The sequence below is a fragment of the Trabulsiella odontotermitis genome (genome assembly GCF_001188485.1).
GTDB classification, from domain to species: domain Bacteria; phylum Pseudomonadota; class Gammaproteobacteria; order Enterobacterales; family Enterobacteriaceae; genus Trabulsiella; species Trabulsiella odontotermitis_A.
On the sequence record NZ_JNGH01000097.1, the window covers coordinates 1 to 15,336 of the forward strand.

9 protein-coding genes and 6 pseudogenes are annotated in these 15,336 nt (G+C 55.2%); 9 read left to right on the top strand and 6 right to left on the bottom strand.

Going from position 1 to position 15,336, the window contains the following annotated elements:
- Positions 1–151: pseudogene (gene ssb1, locus GM30_RS26200) on the top strand (single-stranded DNA-binding protein SSB1); the annotation flags it as partial.
- A 56-nt stretch (positions 152–207) separates the two neighbouring features.
- On the opposite strand, the gene GM30_RS14005 reads toward ssb1, so the two are convergent.
- Positions 208–489, bottom strand: a complete 282-nt coding sequence (locus GM30_RS14005) for a YjcB family protein (protein ID WP_049849108.1) — start codon at positions 487–489, stop codon at positions 208–210.
- 602 nt (positions 490–1,091) lie between these two features.
- On the opposite strand from GM30_RS14005, the gene GM30_RS14010 reads away from it, so the two are divergent.
- Both GM30_RS14010 and GM30_RS14015 read left to right on the top strand, forming a co-directional pair.
- Positions 1,092–1,937: a PAS domain-containing protein gene (locus GM30_RS14010; protein ID WP_049849109.1), complete on the top strand. Its 846-nt coding sequence runs from the start codon at positions 1,092–1,094 to the stop codon at positions 1,935–1,937.
- Between the two features lie 212 nt (positions 1,938–2,149).
- The gene (locus GM30_RS14015; RefSeq protein WP_049849110.1) at positions 2,150–3,748 is read left to right on the top strand and encodes an EAL domain-containing protein; all 1,599 of its coding nucleotides are present in this window, start codon (positions 2,150–2,152) and stop codon (positions 3,746–3,748) included.
- On the opposite strand, the gene soxS is transcribed toward GM30_RS14015, so the two are convergent.
- Entirely contained in the window at positions 3,733–4,062 is a 330-nt protein-coding gene (soxS, locus tag GM30_RS14020) for a superoxide response transcriptional regulator SoxS (protein WP_015368734.1), read from the bottom strand. The two genes, GM30_RS14015 and soxS, sit on opposite strands and share 16 nt — an antisense overlap.
- An 86-nt stretch (positions 4,063–4,148) precedes the next feature.
- Between soxS and soxR the strand changes: the two are divergent.
- The 4 genes and pseudogenes from soxR (at position 4,149) to GM30_RS14040 (ending at position 9,020) form a co-directional block, all read left to right on the top strand.
- Positions 4,149–4,614, top strand: a pseudogene (gene soxR, locus GM30_RS14025) (redox-sensitive transcriptional activator SoxR).
- Between the two features lie 269 nt (positions 4,615–4,883).
- Positions 4,884–5,546: pseudogene (locus tag GM30_RS14030) on the top strand (glutathione S-transferase family protein); the annotation flags it as partial.
- Positions 5,547–5,874: 328 nt separating this feature from the next.
- Positions 5,875–7,224, top strand: a complete 1,350-nt coding sequence (locus GM30_RS14035) for an NCS2 family permease (protein WP_049849143.1) — start codon at positions 5,875–5,877, stop codon at positions 7,222–7,224.
- Between the two features lie 149 nt (positions 7,225–7,373).
- The gene (locus GM30_RS14040) at positions 7,374–9,020 is read left to right on the top strand and encodes a Na+/H+ antiporter (protein ID WP_049849111.1); all 1,647 of its coding nucleotides are present in this window, start codon (positions 7,374–7,376) and stop codon (positions 9,018–9,020) included.
- Positions 9,021–9,055: 35 nt separating this feature from the next.
- On the opposite strand, the gene GM30_RS14045 is transcribed toward GM30_RS14040, so the two are convergent.
- On the bottom strand, positions 9,056–9,946 hold the full coding sequence (locus tag GM30_RS14045; RefSeq protein WP_049849112.1) for a LysR family transcriptional regulator: 891 nt from the start codon (positions 9,944–9,946) through the stop codon (positions 9,056–9,058).
- Positions 9,947–10,048: 102 nt separating this feature from the next.
- On the opposite strand from GM30_RS14045, the gene GM30_RS14050 reads away from it, so the two are divergent.
- Both GM30_RS14050 and GM30_RS14055 read left to right on the top strand, forming a co-directional pair.
- Positions 10,049–10,459, top strand: a complete 411-nt coding sequence (locus tag GM30_RS14050) for a CidA/LrgA family protein (RefSeq protein ID WP_049849113.1) — start codon at positions 10,049–10,051, stop codon at positions 10,457–10,459.
- Positions 10,452–11,134, top strand: a pseudogene (locus GM30_RS14055) (LrgB family protein). Before GM30_RS14050 ends, GM30_RS14055 begins: the two are co-directional and overlap by 8 nt.
- Before the next feature lie 32 nt (positions 11,135–11,166).
- Here GM30_RS14055 and GM30_RS14060 read toward each other — a convergent pair.
- From GM30_RS14060 to acs, 3 genes and pseudogenes are all read right to left on the bottom strand, one after another.
- Positions 11,167–12,784, bottom strand: a pseudogene (locus GM30_RS14060) (cation acetate symporter).
- Complete coding sequence (locus GM30_RS14065; RefSeq protein WP_049849114.1) at positions 12,781–13,095, bottom strand: DUF485 domain-containing protein; 315 nt, start codon at positions 13,093–13,095, stop codon at positions 12,781–12,783. Before GM30_RS14065 ends, GM30_RS14060 begins: the two are co-directional and overlap by 4 nt.
- A gap of 75 nt (positions 13,096–13,170) precedes the next feature.
- A pseudogene (acs, locus tag GM30_RS14070) lies at positions 13,171–15,095 on the bottom strand (acetate--CoA ligase).
- Between the last annotated feature and the right edge of the window lie 241 nt (positions 15,096–15,336).

Here is a 15,336-nt window from a genome sequence, read left to right on the forward strand (position 1 = left end):
GCAGCAGGGCGGTTGGGGTCAGCCTCAGCAGCCGCAGCAGCAGGGTGGCGCACAGTTCAGCGGCGGTGCGCAGTCCCGTCCGCAGCAGCAGTCTGCACCGGCGCCGTCTAACGAACCGCCAATGGATTTCGACGACGACATCCCGTTCTGATCCCGAGTTCCGCGGTCATCAGGCAAAAAAACGCTTCCCCTGGGAAGCGTTTTTTATCAGGTTAATACCATCGGCCATTCTGGCGGTGCCTGGTTCATCACTTCAATCATCACGTCTTTAATGTTGCCCCAGGTGGTGGCGATATCAACCAGCGTGATGCCCAGTAAGCCGGTCGCGAACCAGCAGGCGGCGGCCACGCCGAGACCGCTGCAAATCACCGCCAGCCCGGCGTAGTCTGATTTGCGTAACTGAATGTTGAGCGTACTGGCTAAAAACATCAGCACTGCACTGAAAAGTGGCCAGCGCAACAGCACAACGCCGGTGGTGATCGATGCCATGAATCTTTCCTCAGAAAAACAGTTGCCTTTGACAGCGCGAACGTCATTGCAGGCTGGCTATCTCAAGGCATTTAGCGATTGAATGAAACGAAATTTCTTTTGCATTAGGTTGTGTGAACTATATCACATTTGCTGTTTTATTCGCCAGTTCAAAAAATGACTTTTTTCGCCAAATAATGTTGCGAGGCATCACGGGAACAAAGAATATATTCTCCGCTAATCACTCCCTTTATTTACGACCCTTCCATGCCAATTCAGAGGGATAGCCAAATCTGTACCGCCACAGCCCGCCTTGTACACTGTTGACAGGATTTACAGGCTCCTCCAGCTGGATTATGCTGCCGTGGACAGTTATTTTTTACTTGCAATAAGGCAATCAGCGGCTGGATTTACTGGGTTGTTTTGATTTCTTGTAAGCATTGCTGAACACCTTTCTCATGGTTGTATTCATTCCTGAACATTTGCGGCGCAAATAGGTTGCGTAGGCTGGGTCGTCGTCTGATTTTCATTGCAGGTTTATTCACTCCTCTTAACCTGTGATTGATAAAATGAATAATGAAACGCTACACACAGCAATAAATGATGCAGCTTTAGGGCTGCATATGCTAGCGCAACTGATGCCCGGGTTATCCACACATCAGCCGCTGCGTCCCTTGCTTTTTACGATTAACGCCTCGCTCGGTGCCTGCTTAACATGGACGATGATCGACGACGGCAAAGCGCCGCGGCTGGAGGTCGCGGGCGATCTGGCGTGTAATCATCAGCACGTCGCGCGTCTGCTGGCACACATCCGGCGTGAACCGGAACGCAACTGGCGTATTCGATACTGGCGCCATCAGGCGGGCAGATTGCTCTATCCCGAATCCCACCCGGACGCCGGAATAATACAAAGCGCCGCGTTATGCAAAATTCCATTACAGGGCGCCAGCCACAGAAACTATTTATTCGTTGCTTTTCCCCATTCGTTAACCCCCTCTTCGGTGATTAAAAGCATCGCTATTATTCTGGCGGAAAAACTCAAGGGCTATCTTTCAGAGGTTATTCTTAAAGAACGTACCGCCAGCGAATTGAATGCCATTATGGTGAAATATCAACTGATGCTGGACTGCGCGCCGATATTATTAAATTCGTTTGATGCCAGTCGGCGCTGTATATTATGGAACCGGGCCTGTGAACGATCGTTTGGCTGGACGCAAAACGATATTAACCATTACACCGATCCGCTGGCATTATTTTATCCGAACCCGGAGATGCGCGAGCTGGTCCGGCTTTCTTTTAGTCCATTCAATGATACGCCCGTGACGGAAATGCACACCCGTTACCCGGTACGGCGTGATGGCGCAACGCTGACGACGCTGTGGTCCAATATTACGATGAGCGATGGCGCGATATTGAATATTGGCGTGGATGTTACTGGCTTAAAAAAAAGCGCTAACAGGAGAATGTAACGTAAACTGGTGGATAATTATTGCCTCTAATAAAAACGTCGGCTTGTCTTCTGATTTGTCTTACGGTGGAATAAAATCGTCATAACGAAAGATGAAGATAATAGAGCAAAAAGACGGTTGCTAATGTTGTTTGATTCATGCAACGTAATCACCTGCAATCAAAGCCGTGGGCCAGACTTTCAGGCACAATGAAAACAGGGATATCGGGCTGGATGAATCGTAGGGTGCGAGACAAGGTGCTGCGCATTGTCGGCGTTATCATGGTGGTGTTGTTACCCGTGATGCTGGCGCTTTGGTTTGCGCAAATGCGGGCAATGTCGGAAACCACCGGGCAATTGCAGACCTTTGCACAGCTTGCGCTCAATAAAACCGAAATCGTGATTCGCGAAGCGGAGGTCGCCCGCAGCGCTGCCGAAGAATATCGCGGTGCCACCTGTACACCGCAGCATCAACAGGCGATGCTGAATGTTGTTCGCGGCCAGCTATACGTCTCGGATTTAATCTACGCTGACGGTAATCAGTTCTTTTGTTCGACCGCTCTCCATCCGGCGCAGCCATTTACCATGCCGATGCCGAGTTATCAGAAAAAGCCTAACGTCTCGATTTATTACTACCGCGATACACCGTTTTATCCTGGCTACCCGATGATTTACCTGCAGCGGGGTAATTATGTCGCAGTGGTAAACCCGCTCTCTTTTAGCGAAGTGATTTCCGAAGATACCTCATTGAGCTATGGCATTTACGATACTAAAACCAATTCCTTTTTCTCGGTAAGCGCCACGTCTGATCCGGTGGCGTTGCGCCCGTTAATTCTGGATAAAAATGCCTCATTCCGCAAAGAGGGGCGTTTTTATACTGTCGTTCTTTCCGATCGTCGGCCTATCGCGGTGATCGTTTCCACTCAGGATCGCCGTTATTACGAAAATCTTTGGCATCAGGTGACGTTAACGCTGCCATTGGGCGCGATTTGCAGTGTGCTCATTTTGCTGGTCTGGTCGCGGACCCGTCAGCAAATTAACTCGCCGCGACGTAAACTGCAGCGCGCGCTCAATAAGCGCCAGCTGCGTCTGCATTATCAGCCGATCATCGATATTAAAAACCACTGCTGCGTGGGTGCCGAAGCGTTGCTGCGCTGGCCGGGGTTTAATGGGCAGGTGATGAGCCCGGCGGTATTTATCCCGCTCGCTGAGAAAGAGGCGCTAATAGAGCAGGTGACCGATTACGTGGTCGAAGAAATGTTTGCGGAGATGGGGCAATATCTGGCAAATCACCCACATCTTTACGTCTCGATTAATCTTTCCGCGACGGATTTCCATTCGCCACGCCTGATATCGTTAATTTCGGAAAAAGCGCAAAGCCACGGCGTGCGTGCGCAACAAATTAAAATCGAAGTGACCGAACGCGGATTTATTGATGTGCCGAAAACCACGCCGGTGATCCAGGCGTTTCGCCAGGCGGGTTATGAAGTGGCGATCGACGACTTCGGCACCGGTTATTCCAACCTGCACAATCTCTATTCACTGAACGTCGATATTCTCAAAATCGATAAATCGTTTATCGATACGCTGACCACCAACAGCACCAGCCATCTGATCGCGGAACATATTATCGAGATGGCGCAAAGTCTGCGGCTGAAAACCATCGCTGAAGGGGTGGAAACCGTCGATCAGGTTTCCTGGCTGGCGAGGCGTGGCGTGCAGTTCTGTCAGGGATGGCACTTCGCGAAAGCAATGCCACCGCAGGAGTTTATGCAGTGGCTTGAGGTTTCGTCATGCCAGATTCGTCAGCGAATGCCTCAGGCGGAAATCTGATGGCGGTAGTCGCTCGGCGTGCGATCGAATTCACGGCGGAAGACCCGGGAAAAGGTTTGCTGCGAGACGTAACCTAAATCCATCGCGATATCAAAGATAGGGCGTTGCGTGGTCCGCAGCGCTTCCGCCGCCAGTAACAGCCTGCGCTGGCGAATATAATCTCCCAGTGTCTGGTGTGTCACGGTACGGAACATCCGTTGCAGATACCACTTCGAATAACCTGATTTTTTCGCGACCACGTCAATGTTAAGCGGTTGATCGATATGTTCATCAATCCATTCAATAAGCGTTTGAATAATATCCTGATGGGACATACAGGGCCTCTTTTTGCATTTTTCGATTCGTCGAACTGTCTGAGGGCGAGTATAATTCCTCAAGTTAACTTGAGGTAAAGCGCTTTATGGAAAAGAAATCACCCCGCATAAAAACCCTGCTGACGCCCGGCGAAGTGGCGAAGCGAAGCGGTGTTGCCGTTTCTGCTCTGCATTTCTACGAAAGCAAAGGGCTTATCAAAAGCACGCGCAATGCCGGGAACCAGCGGCGTTATCGTCGTGATGTGCTGCGCTATGTGGCCATCATTAAGATTGCCCAGCGCATCGGCATTCCGCTGTCGACCATTGGCGAAGCGTTTGGCGTGCTCCCGGAAGGGCACCGACTGAGCGCCAAAGAATGGAAGGAACTTTCATCACAATGGCGTGAAGAACTGAACAGCCGCATCCACACGCTGGTGGCGCTGCGCGATCAACTGGATGGCTGCATCGGTTGCGGCTGGCGGCTGTCTGTCGCGTACCGACTGCCCGCTGCGAAACCCGGGCGATAAGCTCGGCGAGAAAGGCCCGGGCGCGCATTTTCTGGAAGACGATTAAAAAACTAAAGCGCCACAAAGGGCGCTTTAGTCGTTTTCCGGTCTTTGTCTTTCGCTCTATCCCGCTGGTACGGGAGGGTTTCCCCCGACATCAGCACCCCTCATTGTCTCATCAGGGGTTGGAGGTTCCGGGTTGTGCTGACACTTTAAGTCTATGCAATAGATGCCTCTTCGCCAGCAACACCTGTGACTTTTTCGCCGAAATTTTTACGCCATTCACCCACAGTTCCTATAGTTAATTTGAACAAACTTTCTAAGAGGCTGTGAAACATGCTGATTGTTCATCATCTTAATCAATCACGTTCGCAACGCGTGCTCTGGGCGCTGGAAGAGCTGAACATGCCTTACCAGATTATCCGCTATCAGCGCGAGCCGGACATGCAGGCACCGCCTGCGCTGAAAAAGGTGCATCCGCTGGGAAAATCACCGGTACTGGAAGATAACGGCCACATCATTGCTGAATCCGGCGCGATCCTCGAATACCTGCAGGAGCGTTACGATAAAAGCCACCAGTTCCGCCCGCAGGAAGAGATCGATAAATTGCAGTACCGATTCTGGCTCCACTATGCGGAAGGGTCGCTGATGCCGCTGTTGCTGATGAAACTGATCTTCAGCCGTCTCGGCAAACCGCCGGTGCCTTTTGGGTTGCGCACGCTCGGTAACGCGCTCGGGAAAGGCGTTCAGAAGGCGTATCTCGATAAGCAGATTGCCACTCACGCCAGCTTTATCGAATCGCAGCTCGCCAGCCGTACGTGGTTTGCCGGAGAACATCTCAGCATGGCCGATATCCAGATGAGTTTTCCGCTCTTTGCGCTGCTGTCTCGTGGCGGTATTAACGCATTACCGAACATCGCAGCGTGGAAAAAACGTATTGAGATGCGCCCGGCATGGCAGCGAGCCATTCAACAGGGCGGACCGTTTGAGATCCCCGGCGACTGGTTTTTTGCCGCAAAAGCATACAAAAATGTTGCCGGATTGCGCATCGACGATAACGTTTGCGCATCTTCTGATGGTTTCTTCAGCAGCGGCAGCGATTTTTGGCGAAATGGCGCAAACTTCTGTTGAAAAGGGCCTGCTAAAAGCCAGATAATCGTTTGCCTTTTTTTAACTAGCCGTTTTGTCAGCGCGGAGTTAAACGTTTGCGTTTTCCCGGCACCCCTTGCCGCGAGGCTGCACATGGACAGGACGCTTAACTGGCAGTGGATGTTCCACCACGCCGACAGACGAACGATAAGATAAAAACTCTTAGGGGATGTTTTCTATGTCTACGCCATCTGCGCGTACCGGCGGTTCACTTGACGCCTGGTTTAAAATTTCTGCTCGTGGCAGTACCGTGCGTCAGGAAATCGTTGCCGGTCTGACGACCTTTCTGGCGATGGTCTACTCCGTTATTGTGGTGCCGGGAATGCTCGGCAAAGCCGGTTTCCCGCCTGCCGCCGTGTTTGTGGCGACCTGTCTGGTTGCGGGTGTCGGTTCGCTGGTGATGGGCCTGTGGGCGAACCTGCCGCTGGCGATTGGCTGTGCTATTTCGCTGACCGCCTTTACCGCCTTTAGCCTGGTGCTGGGCCAGCAGATCAGCATTCCGGTGGCGCTCGGTGCTGTCTTCCTGATGGGCGTATTGTTCACCATCATTTCGGCCACCGGCATTCGTAGCTGGATCCTGCGCAACCTGCCGCAAGGGATTGCCCACGGCACGGGGATTGGTATCGGCCTGTTCCTGCTGCTGATTGCGGCGAATGGCGTCGGTCTGGTTATCAAGAACCCGCTGGACGGCCTGCCGGTCTCCCTCGGTCATTTCGCCAGCTTCCCGGTGATCATGTCGCTGATTGGCCTGGCGGTGATCATCGGCCTCGAAAAAATGAAAGTGCCGGGCGGCATTCTGCTGACCATTATCGGCGTTTCCATCGTCGGGCTGATTTTCGATCCGAATGTGCACTTCTCTGGCTTCTTCGCCATGCCGTCGCTGAGCGATGAGACCGGCAAATCACTGATTGGCAGCCTTGATATTATGGGCGCGCTGAGCCCGGTGGTGCTGCCGAGCGTGCTGGCGCTGGTAATGACTGCGGTGTTTGACGCGACGGGCACTATCCGCGCGGTAGCTGGTCAGGCAAACCTGCTGGATAAAGACGGCCAGATCATCAACGGCGGCAAAGCGCTGACCACCGACTCCCTGAGTAGCGTGTTCTCAGCAGTGGTGGGTGCGGCACCGGCGGCGGTGTATATCGAATCGGCGGCCGGTACGGCGGCGGGCGGTAAAACCGGTCTGACGGCGATCACCGTGGGCGTGCTGTTCCTGCTGATCCTGTTCCTCTCTCCGCTCTCGTATCTGGTTCCGGCTTACGCCACCGCGCCTGCGCTGATGTATGTCGGTCTGCTGATGCTGAGCAACGTCGCGAAAATCGATTTCAATGATTTCGTCGATGCGATGGCCGGGTTGATTACCGCCGTATTTATCGTCCTCACCTGTAACATTGTTACCGGGATCATGATCGGTTTCGCCACCCTGGTGATTGGCCGCGTGGTATCCGGTGAATGGCGTAAGCTGAATATCGGCACCGTGGTGATTGCCCTGGCGCTGGTGATTTTCTACGCGGGCGGCTGGGCGATTTAAGTCGTCGAACCGTCAGGATAAAGGGTGGCTCAGGCCACCCTTTCTGCTTTTAGGGCACATCCTGTTTCCCTTGCAGGGATTATCATGTTTTATTATCAGACATGGACGAGTCCGTCTTTTTATAAGAAAACATCGCACACAGGGATAGCATGGAAATTTTCTTCACCATACTCATTATGACCCTCGTGGTCTCGCTGTCGGGGGTGGTTACTCGCGTATTGCCCTTCCAGGTGCCGCTGCCATTGATGCAAATCGCCATCGGTGCGCTACTGGCATGGCCGACGTTTGGCCTCCACGTTGAATTCGATCCAGAACTGTTTCTCGTGCTGTTCATTCCGCCGCTGCTGTTTGCCGATGGCTGGAAAACGCCGACCCGCGAATTCCTTGAGCACGGGCGTGAGATCTTAGGATTAGCGCTGGCGCTGGTGCTGGTGACCGTGGTGGGCATTGGTTTTCTCATTTACTGGGTGGTGCCGGGGATCCCGCTGGTTCCTGCGTTTGCGCTGGCGGCGGTGCTGTCACCAACCGATGCGGTGGCGCTGTCGGGGATCGTCGGCGAAGGGCGCATTCCGAAGAAAATCATGGGCATTTTGCAGGGCGAAGCGTTAATGAACGACGCGTCGGGCCTGGTGTCGCTGAAATTTGCCGTCGCCGTGGTGATGGGCACGATGGTGTTTACCGTCGGCGGCGCAACAATAGAATTTCTCAAAGTGTCGATTGGCGGCATCCTTGCCGGGTTTATCGTCAGCTGGCTGTATGGCCGTTCGCTGCGTTTTCTCAGCCGCTGGGGCGGTGATGAACCCGCGACGCAAATCGTGCTGCTGTTCCTGCTGCCGTTCGCCTCTTACCTGATTGCAGAACACATCGGCGTCTCCGGCATCCTGGCCGCAGTAGCCGCCGGGATGACCATCACCCGTTCCGGCGTGATGCGCACCGCGCCGCTGGCGATGCGCCTGCGCGCCAACAGCACCTGGTCGATGCTGGAGTTTGTTTTTAACGGCATGGTGTTCCTGCTGTTAGGACTGCAGTTTCCCGGCATCCTTGAGTCCTCGCTGGTGGCGGCAGAAGCCGATCCAAACGTCGAACTGTGGATGCTGTTCACCGACATCATGCTGATTTACGTCGCGCTGATGCTGGTGCGTTTTGGCTGGCTGTGGACGATGCAGCGTTTCAGTCAGCGTTTCCTGAAGAAAAAGCCGATGGAGTTCGGATCATGGACCACCCGCGAGCTGCTGATTGCCTCGTTTGCGGGCGTGCGCGGGGCGATTACCCTTGCCGGTGTGCTCTCCATTCCACTGCTGTTGCCGAATGGCGAGGTGTTCCCGGCGCGCTATGAGCTGGTTTTCCTCGCCGCCGGGGTGATCCTGTTTTCGTTGTTTGTCGGCGTCATTATGCTGCCGATTCTGTTGCAGCACATTGAGTCAGGCGACCATACCCGGCAGCGTGAAGAAGAGCGTCTGGCGCGGGCGGCGACCGCTGAAGTGGCGATTGTGTCGATTCAGAAAATGGAAGAGCGCCTGGCGGCGGACAGCGACGAGAATATTGATAATCAGCTGCTGACGGAGGTCAGTTCGCGTGTGATCGGCAACCTGCGCCGTCGTGCGGACGGGCGAAACGATGTCGAAACGTCGATGCAGGAAGAGCGCCTTGAGCGCCGGTTCCGACTCGCCGCGCTGCGTTCCGAACGTGGGGAGCTGTACCATTTGCGTGCGACAAGGCAGATCAGCAACGAGACGCTGCAGAAACTGCTGCACGACCTTGATCTGCTGGAAGCGCTGCTGATTGAAGACAAATAGCCACGTGTGGCCCGGTGGCGCAATGCTTACCGGGCTCACGGTTGTTTCGGTAGCCAGAACCCCTCACAACATTCCAGCCAGGCCTGCGCGCTGTGCGACAGGTAAACGCCTTCCCGCCAGATCATCCCCAGTTGCCAGCGCAGATCGCTGTCCAGCGGGATCCAGCACAGCGTTTGTTTATCCAGCCGCTGGCAAATCGGTTCGGGCAAAATCGCCACGCCGACGCCCGCCTGTACCATCGCCGCGAGAAAATCCCACTGCCCGCTGCGCACCGCAATGCGTGGCTTCACGTTGTGGCGGGTAAACAACTGCATCAGCTGACGGCTGAGGGCGAAATCTTCGTTGTAGATAAGCAGCGGATGCCGGGCGAGCTGCTCCGGGGTCACGCGATCGGTGTTAATCCATTCGCCGGAGCGCGGCGCCAGCACACACAGCGGATGGCTGAACAGCGGCAGCGTCGCCATGCCGTTTTCCTCTTCGACCGGTAGCGCGGTCATGGCGACATCCAGCTCACCGTTCATCACCGCCTGCTGCACCGTCAGCCCGCCAAACTCGGCGATTTTTAGCTCAACACCCGGATAGCGCTGGCGAAACAGGCTGATCGGTCCGGCCATCAGCATGCCGACCATCGGCGGGATACCGAGGCGCAGCACGCCGCTGTGGAGATGGTTGATGTCGCTGAGTTCCGCTTCCAGCTGACGAAATTCGCCAAGTATTGCCAGCCCGCGTTCAAACACTACGCGGCCGGTATCGGTCAACAGCAGCTTGCGGCCGTCGCGGATCAGCAGCGTGCAGTTCAGCTCATCTTCGAGGTTTTTCAGCATCTTGCTGATCGTCGGTTGGGTAACGAACAGCTTTTCTGCCGCACGGGTAAAGCTTTGCTGGCGGACCACTTCAACGAAATAGCGCAGCGTTCGGATGTCCATGATTATTCCTTCAGACTATGCTAATGATGATTTTAATTCATTTCAGTCATTGTCGCGTGCTCTCTATACTGAGCGTCTTCTCTTTCCGCAGGATTTCCTTTCATGGCTCTGGCCTTAGGGCGCGTTACGCCGCGAGTGTTGCATCATATTCAGGTTCCGGTTCAGGTTTTACTGTATGCAGGGTTATTTGTCGTCGCTGAGTATATGGTGAGCTGGCTGCATCTGCCGCTGCCCGCCAACCTCGTCGGCATGGTGATGCTGCTGGCGCTGATTGTCTGTCGCATCGTTCCGTTAACATGGGTCAGGGCAGGGGCGCGCTGGCTGCTGGCGGAAATGCTGCTCTTTTTTGTTCCGGCGGTGGTGGCGGTGGTGAATTACGCGCAACTACTGATGGTGGACGGCTGGCGTATTTTTCTGGTGATCGCCATCAGCACGATGCTGGTGCTTGGCGCGACGGCCTGGGTGGTCGACAGGGTGTATCGCTTTGAAATGCGCAGGCTGAATCATGACTAATTTTCAGCTTAGCGTGCTGTGCCTGGTAATAACGCTCGGGCTCTATTTTGCCAACAAGCGGCTGTATCGCCGCTTTCGAAAACTGCCGCTGATGCCGCTGGTGTTTACCCCCATTCTGCTGGTACTGCTGCTGGTGTTCGGCCATATCTCGTATCAGAACTATATGGGGGAAGCCCACTGGCTGCTGTGGCTGCTCGGCCCGGCAACCATCGCGTTTGCGGTACCGGTTTATGACAATCTGGCGATCATCAAACGCCACTGGATGTCGCTGTCCGCCGGGGTGATCACCGCCACGCTGGTGGCCGTCACCAGTTCCGTCTGGCTGGCGCGACTATTTACCCTGCCGGAAGCAATCCAGCGTAGCCTGGCGGTGCGCTCGGTCACCACGCCGTTTGCGCTGGCGGCGGCAAAACCAATCGGTGGTCAGCCGGATCTGGTGGCGCTGTTTGTGGTGGTGACGGGCGTGTTCGGGATGGCCGTTGGCGACATGTTGTTTCTGCGCCTCGCCATTCGCGAAGGGATGGCGAAAGGGGCCGGATTCGGCGCGGCATCGCACGGGGCGGGAACGGCACGGTCTTATGAGCTGGGGCAGCAGGAAGGTGTTGTGGNGTGATGATGCTGTCCGGCGTGGCGATGGTGCTGACAGCGCCGCTGGTGGGATGGCTGATGTTCTGACATGCCCCGGCCCGCAGGCCGGGGAATAACGCTTAGTGTGCGTGACCCTGCTCGATACCGAGTCCGGTCTGAGAACGAATAAACTGTGCGCGGAACTGCTCGCGTTCGCGAGCGCCTTCGGCGGAGTTATCCGTCGCAGAGAAGAACCAGATGCCGATAAACGCAATGGCAATGGAGAACAGCGCCGGGTACTCGTACGGGAAAATCGCTTTTTCGTGACCGAGGATCTGCACCCAAATTGTCGGGCCGAGGATCATCAGTATCACCGCCGTCAGCAGACCGAGCCAGCNACCAGTACATGGAGAGCAGAATGATCGGGAAGTTACAACTGGCGGCGATGGAGAACGCCAGGCCAACCATGAACGCGATGTTCTGATTCTCAAACAAAATCCCCAACAGGATCGCCACGATGCCCAGCACCAGAACGGTGATTTTGGACACCTTCAGCTCCTGACGTTCGGTCGCGCCTTTGCGGATCACGTTGGCGTACAGGTCATGGGACACCGCCGATGCCCCGGCCAGCGTTAACCCGGCCACTACCGCCAGGATGGTGGCGAACGCTACCGCAGAGATAAAGCCAAGGAACAGGTTCCCACCGACCGCATCGGCCAAGTGTACCGCCGCCATGTTGTTGCCGCCAATCAGCGCGCCTGCCGCATCTTTAAAGGCCGGATTCGCACCGACCAGCATGATTGCGCCGAAGCCGATGATAAAGGTCAGAATGTAGAAGTAACCCATAAAGCCGGTGGCATAGAACACGCTCTTACGCGCTTCGCGGGCATCGCTGACGGTAAAGAAACGCATCAGGATATGCGGCAGCCCTGCGGTACCAAACATCAGACCCAGGCCGAGCGACAGCGCGGAAATCGGATCTTTCACCAGCCCGCCAGGGCTCATGATCGCCGCCCCTTTCGGGTGTACCGCCATCGCTTCGGTAAACAGGTTGTTGAAGCTGAAACCAACATGCTTCATGACCATGAAGGCCATAAAGCTGGCGCCAAACAGCAGCAGCACCGCTTTGATGATTTGTACCCATGTCGTGGCGAGCATCCCGCCGAACAGGACGTACATCACCATCAACACGCCGACCAGCACCACGGCGACGTGGTAATTGAGGCCGAAAAGCAGCTCGATAAGCTTGCCCGCACCCACCATCTGAGCGATCAGATACAGGGCGACCACGACCAGCGATCCGCAGGCAGAGAGAGTGCGAATCGGGCCTTGTTTCAGGCGGTAGGAGGCGACGTCGGCGAAGGTGTAGCGGCCGAGGTTGCGCAGGCGTTCAGCAATCAGGAACAGGATGATGGGCCAGCCGACCAGGAAGCCGAGCGAATAGATCAGCCCGTCATAACCGGAAGTGTAAACCAGCGCGGAGATGCCGAGGAACGACGCGGCAGACATAAAGTCTCCGGCAATCGCCAGACCGTTCTGGAAACCGGTGATGTTGCCGCCTGCGGTGTAGTAATCGCGACGTGAGCGAACACGTTTGGAGGCCCAGTACGTGATGTACAGCGTCAGCGCCACGAAAATCAAAAACATGATGATCGCCTGCCAGTTCGTGGGCTGGCGTTGAACCGCGCCGGTAATGGCGTCGGCGGCATTTGCTGCCAAAGGAAGCGTGGCGGCAAGCGCCGTCAGAACTTTCTTCATGATACTTTCACCTCGTGCATTACGGCTTTATTCAGACGGTCAAACTCCCCGTTCGCCCGCCAGACATAAACACCGGTCAGTACGAAGGAAATCACGATGACACCAATTCCAATCGGGATGCCGCGCGTCACGCTGGTTCCGGCGTGAAGCGGCGTGCCCAGCCAGCCAGGCGCGAAGGCAATCAGCAAAATAAAACTGACGTAGATAATCAGCATGATGATGGACAGCACGAAGGCAAACCGTTGCCGTTTTTCGACTAACTCCCTGTAATGCGCACTATTCTCTATCTGCTGACAAATATCGTTATTCATCACAGAGTCTCCAGAGGTAGGTAGGGCTTTTGTTTTATCCCCTCTCCCTTGCAGGGAGAGGGTTGGGGTGGGGGATCAGGAAGGCATAGTGATGGCCTGCTTCTCTTCGAGCAGTTTTTCCACTACGCCCGGATCGGCCAGGGTCGAGGTATCGCCGAGATTGCTGGTATCGCCAGCCGCAATTTTGCGCAAAATACGGCGCATGATTTTGCCGGAACGCGTTTTCGGCAAGGAGTCAGTCCAGTGGAGCACGTCCGGCGTCGCCAGCGGCCCAATCTCTTTACGCACCCAGTTACGCACTTCGGCGTACAGTTCTGGCGTCGGTTCTTCTCCATGGTTAAGCGTCACATAGGCATAAATCGCCTGGCCTTTGATGTTGTGCGGGATCCCGACAACGGCCGCTTCCGCAATCTTCGGATGTGACACCAGTGCAGATTCAATTTCTGCCGTACCCAGACGGTGACCGGAGACGTTCAGCACGTCATCGACGCGGCCGGTGATCCAGTAGTAACCGTCTTCGTCACGGCGCGCGCCGTCGCCGCTGAAATACATATTCTTAAAGGTTGAGAAGTAGGTCTGCTCGAAACGCTCGTGGTCACCAAACAGCGTACGCGCCTGACCCGGCCAGGAGTCGGCGATCGCCAGATTCCCTTCGGTAGCGCCTTCCAGCGGATGGCCTTCGTTATCCACCAGCACCGGCTTAACGCCAAAGAACGGACGGGTGGCAGAACCGGCTTTCAGTTCGATAGCGCCGGGCAGCGGGGTTATCATGAAGCCGCCGGTTTCGGTCTGCCACCAGGTGTCCACTACCGGGCACTTCTCGTTACCGATTTTTTTCCAGTACCACTCCCAGGCTTCCGGGTTGATCGGCTCGCCGACGGAACCGAGAATGCGCAGGGAAGAACGGTCGGTCCCTTCGATGGCTTTATCCCCTTCCGCCATCAGCGCGCGGATCGCTGTCGGCGCGGTATAGAGGATATTGACCTTATGTTTGTCCACCACCTGGCACATGCGCGCCGGGGTCGGCCAGTTTGGTACGCCTTCAAACATCAGCGTGGTGGCGCCGCAGGCCAGCGGCCCATACAACAGATAGCTGTGTCCGGTTACCCAGCCCACATCTGCCGTACACCAGTAGATTTCGCCCGGGTGATAATCAAAGACGTATTTAAAGGTGGTCGCGGCATAGACCAGATAACCGCCGGTAGTGTGCAGCACACCCTTCGGNNCGGATCTTCGGCGTTCAGCTCAGCCGGGGTGTTTTCATCGCTCGCCGTGTTGATGAGGTCGCTCCACCACAGGTCGCGACCGTCGTTCCAGTCGACGTTGCCGCCGGTACGTTTCAGTACCACAACGTGCTCCACGCTCTTCACGTTCGGGTTTTTCAGTGCGTCGTCGACGTTTTTCTTCAGCGGAATACCGCGTCCGGCGCGGATACCTTCGTCGGCGGTGATCACCAGACGGGAGTTTGAGTCGATAATGCGCCCGGCGACCGCTTCCGGCGAAAAGCCGCCAAAGATGACCGAGTGAATGGCGCCGATCCGCGCGCAGGCCAGCATCGCCACCGCCGCTTCTGGCACCATCGGCATATAGATAGCGACAACGTCGCCTTTCTTAACGCCGAGGTCGAGCAGAACGTTGGCAAAACGACAGACATCGCGATGCAGCTCGCGATAGGTAATGTGTTTGCTCTGGGTGGCGTCATCCCCTTCCCAGATGATGGCGGTTTGATCGCCACGTTTGGCCAGATGGCGGTCGAGACAATTTGCCGCCAGGTTCAGCGTGCCGTCTTCGTACCATTTAATCGAGACGTTGCCTGGCGCAAAGGAGGTGTTCTTTACCTTTTGATACGGCGTGATCCAGTCAAGGATCTTTCCCTGCTCGCCCCAGAAGGTCTCCGGGTCAGCCACGGACTGCTCATACTTCGCCTTGTACTGTTCCGGGTTAATCAGGCAGTTGTCCGCAATGCTGGCGGGAATAGCATGTTTGTGTATTTGGCTCATGGCTTTTTTTCTCCTTGTAAGATGTTAATAATATGTCAAATAAACGTTAATTACAGAGGATCTATCACCTTTGTTTATTATTTGCGCGACGGATCACGCAATCACTGAATCGTATGAAAATGCATCAAATGAATCTTAGATAAGAAATAATTGCGGAAAGGGATTTATAGAAATGGTGAATTTAAAAAGTTTTTTATAACAAAAGGTTATGCACTATAAATGAAATAAAGTTGCACGTTTA